This window comes from Acidaminococcus sp. CAG:542 (genome assembly GCF_000437815.1).
Classification (GTDB): domain Bacteria; phylum Bacillota; class Negativicutes; order Acidaminococcales; family Acidaminococcaceae; genus Acidaminococcus.
The window spans coordinates 8,955-11,116 of sequence record NZ_FR902025.1; the positions used below are offsets into that span (position 1 = coordinate 8,955).

Here is a 2,162-nt window from a genome sequence, read left to right on the forward strand (position 1 = left end):
GGGTGAAACCCGCCGCCTATCTCATGTACAAATTCAAAATCGGAGCCCTGCCGGTGGTGGATACCGCCAACAAAGTGGTGGGGATCATTTCCGATACGGATGTGTTCAAGGCCTTTGTGGACCTGTTGGGCTATGCCAAGACGTCCACCAAGATCACTGTGGATACCCAGGACCGGGTAGGGGTGCTGGCCGAGCTGGCAGACATCTTCAAGAAACGGGGCGTAAACATCATTTCCGTCCTGACCCGGAAGCTCGGACCCAAACGGGCTGCCATTACCGTACGGGCTGATCTGACAAACGCCATGGACATCATCCAGACCATCCGGGATGCCGGGTTCGTGATCACCGACATTTCCACCCTGAAAGTAGATGATGCCCATGAAAACTGACACGGATTACAAAGTGGGGGACATTGTCCGGATGAAAAAAGCCCATCCCTGCGGATCCTATGAATGGGACGTGCTCCGGGTGGGCATGGACTTCGGCATTAAATGCCGGGGCTGCGGCCATTATGTGCTGCTGCCCAGGGCCAAGTTCGAAAAGGCCGTGCGGGAAGTCCTGGTGCATAAGGAAGATTGAAAAAAGGGGCTGTTTCACAGCCCCTTTTTTCATGTTATAATGGGGGGCAAAGCAGAAAATTTCCGGAGGTGTCAGTTATGAAAAAGTGGTTGGGAGCCTGTGTGACGGGCCTGCTCCTGACGGTCCTTCCCCTGCCGGCCCTGGCCGTCCACTGGATGACCCTGGGGGGCAGCGAAGAGGGCCGGATCTTTATGGACCGGGACAGCCTGAAACGGCCGGAGGACACCTCCCTGCTGGTCTGGGAGAAAGTTCTCTGGGATCAGCCCGATGCCAAAGGAATGACTGGCGAACTCCGGCACCGGGAATACGACATGAAGGGGAAAAAGTGGCGGCAGTTGAGCAGCTATCAGCTGGATGCCAAAGGGAGAAAGACTGCCGGGAACCGGAAAATCCAGGAATGGCAGGAATTCCAGCCCATGACCAGTCTCTTTACCCGGGCCCGGTACGAATGGGATTATTCCCGGTGGCGGGGACCCTGGGTGTTCATTAAGACCCTCCCTGGTCTGGGCCGGAAATGGTTCAATCCGGATTCCCTGGAAAAAAAAGGCCCCAACACCTATCAGGTGTGGGAAAAGACCGTCATGAAAAAGCCGGTGAACGGCACCAAGATCCTGGTGTCCCAGACTCGGTATGATGTAAAGAACGAAAAGGCGAAGACCCTGTATCTGTGTACCTTTGACGAAGAGAACAACATGACCGATCACTATGCGGTGAACGATGTGTGGAACAAAAAAGGCGACACCTACGGAGAATATATCGGGGACCAGCTGGCCACCTATTATGCAAAGCATCCCCAGAAAAAGCAGAGGAGCAAATCATGAAAACCTGTCCCAAATGTCATAAAATCTATGAGGATTCCCAGAATTTCTGTTCGGAAGACGGCACCCCCCTGGTGCTGACTCCGGTGAGCCAGGCCATGCGGGGGGACGGCGCCCAGCCGGAACAGCCGGCAGTACCGGCGGAACCGGCTCCTGATCAGAAGGGACAGGGGACGGCCGGGGAAACCCAGGGCCAACAGACCTGGCAGCAGCAGAGCCAGGGGAACTGGCAGCAGGGGTACCAGCAACAGCAGTACCAGCAGTACGGTCCCAACGGGAACCCCAGCTTCAGCGCCCGGTTCCAGGCCAACATCCCCGATGCCAACACCTGGAAACCCATGTACTTCTCCTTCAACGGGCGGATGAGCCGGGGAACCTATATCTGCCGGTGGCTGGTGCTGCTGCTGGCAGCGGTGATCATCGGCCTTATCTGCGGCATCCTTCCTTTCCTGGCTCCCTTGGGCTATCTGGCACTTCTGGGGCTTTTTGTATCCCAAATTTCCCTGGCGGTCCGGCGGCTCCACGACCGGGGCCATTCCGGCTTCTGGATGTTTGTTTGTGTGGTGCCCGCCCTGAACCTGCTCATGTTCCTGTACCTGCTTTTTGCAGAAAGCCAGCCGGGTCAGAATGAATATGGACTGGCAGAATAAAAAAGTTGTTGACAGCTGTCTCTGTTTTTGATATTATATACAAGCTTTCTCTTTGAGAAGGCAACAACCGACTGGGTTTCCAACAACGAAATGTTTCAACTGAAACATTGAAAGA

Annotated in this window: 4 protein-coding genes; all 4 read left to right on the forward strand. The window is 55.3% G+C overall.

Going from position 1 to position 2,162, the window contains the following annotated elements:
- Positions 1 to 389: CBS domain-containing protein (locus QVO43_RS01415; RefSeq protein ID WP_288174298.1), on the forward strand; the 389-nt coding region annotated here is incomplete at its 5' end.
- Positions 379 to 579 carry a DUF951 domain-containing protein gene (locus tag QVO43_RS01420; protein ID WP_022486834.1) on the forward strand — a complete coding sequence of 67 codons (201 nt, stop codon included), beginning with the start codon at positions 379 to 381 and terminating at the stop codon, positions 577 to 579. The genes QVO43_RS01415 and QVO43_RS01420, both read left to right, overlap by 11 nt.
- Before the next feature lie 77 nt (positions 580 to 656).
- Positions 657 to 1,400 carry a hypothetical protein gene (locus QVO43_RS01425; protein ID WP_022486835.1) on the forward strand — a complete coding sequence of 248 codons (744 nt, stop codon included), beginning with the start codon at positions 657 to 659 and terminating at the stop codon, positions 1,398 to 1,400.
- A complete protein-coding gene (locus tag QVO43_RS01430; RefSeq protein WP_022486836.1) occupies positions 1,397 to 2,047 on the forward strand; it encodes a DUF805 domain-containing protein in 651 nt (216 codons plus the stop codon). The genes QVO43_RS01425 and QVO43_RS01430 overlap by 4 nt, the downstream gene beginning before the upstream one ends.
- The last annotated feature ends 115 nt before the right edge of the window (positions 2,048 to 2,162 follow it).

What these genes read in the sequence shown, in the direction of transcription:
- QVO43_RS01420 (WP_022486834.1), top strand. Translation starts at nt 379, where the DNA reads ATGAAAACTGACACGGATTACAAAGTGGGGGACATTGTCCGGATGAAA.
- QVO43_RS01425 (WP_022486835.1), top strand. Translation starts at nt 657, where the DNA reads ATGAAAAAGTGGTTGGGAGCCTGTGTGACGGGCCTGCTCCTGACGGTC.
- QVO43_RS01430 (WP_022486836.1), top strand. Translation starts at nt 1,397, where the DNA reads ATGAAAACCTGTCCCAAATGTCATAAAATCTATGAGGATTCCCAGAAT.